At 66.8% G+C, this 229-nt stretch carries 1 pseudogene; it reads left to right on the forward strand.

Features of this window, described 5'->3' with window-relative positions:
* Positions 1–229 (forward strand): annotated as a pseudogene (locus ACTFO6_RS20195) (ATP-binding protein); the annotation flags it as partial.

Raw genomic sequence — 229 nt, forward strand, 5'->3', positions numbered from 1 at the left:
CAGTGCGCCACCGTGATCAAGACCGTCGGCATGACCATCTCCCAGCGCACCGCCCAGAGCGACCTCCAGGCCCACGAGCAGGCGAAGACCATCTTCTCCATCGCCGGGCACCTCTACGACCTGGTGCATCGCATGATCCGCAACCTCAGGCCTTCGGCTCTGGACCACCTTGGGCTGCCCGAGGCGCTCCAGGATTCGATGGAGACCTGGCGAGCCGCCCACCCCGAGG

Source organism: Pelomicrobium sp. G1 (assembly GCF_051905455.1).
GTDB lineage: Bacteria > Pseudomonadota > Gammaproteobacteria > Burkholderiales > UBA6910 > Pelomicrobium.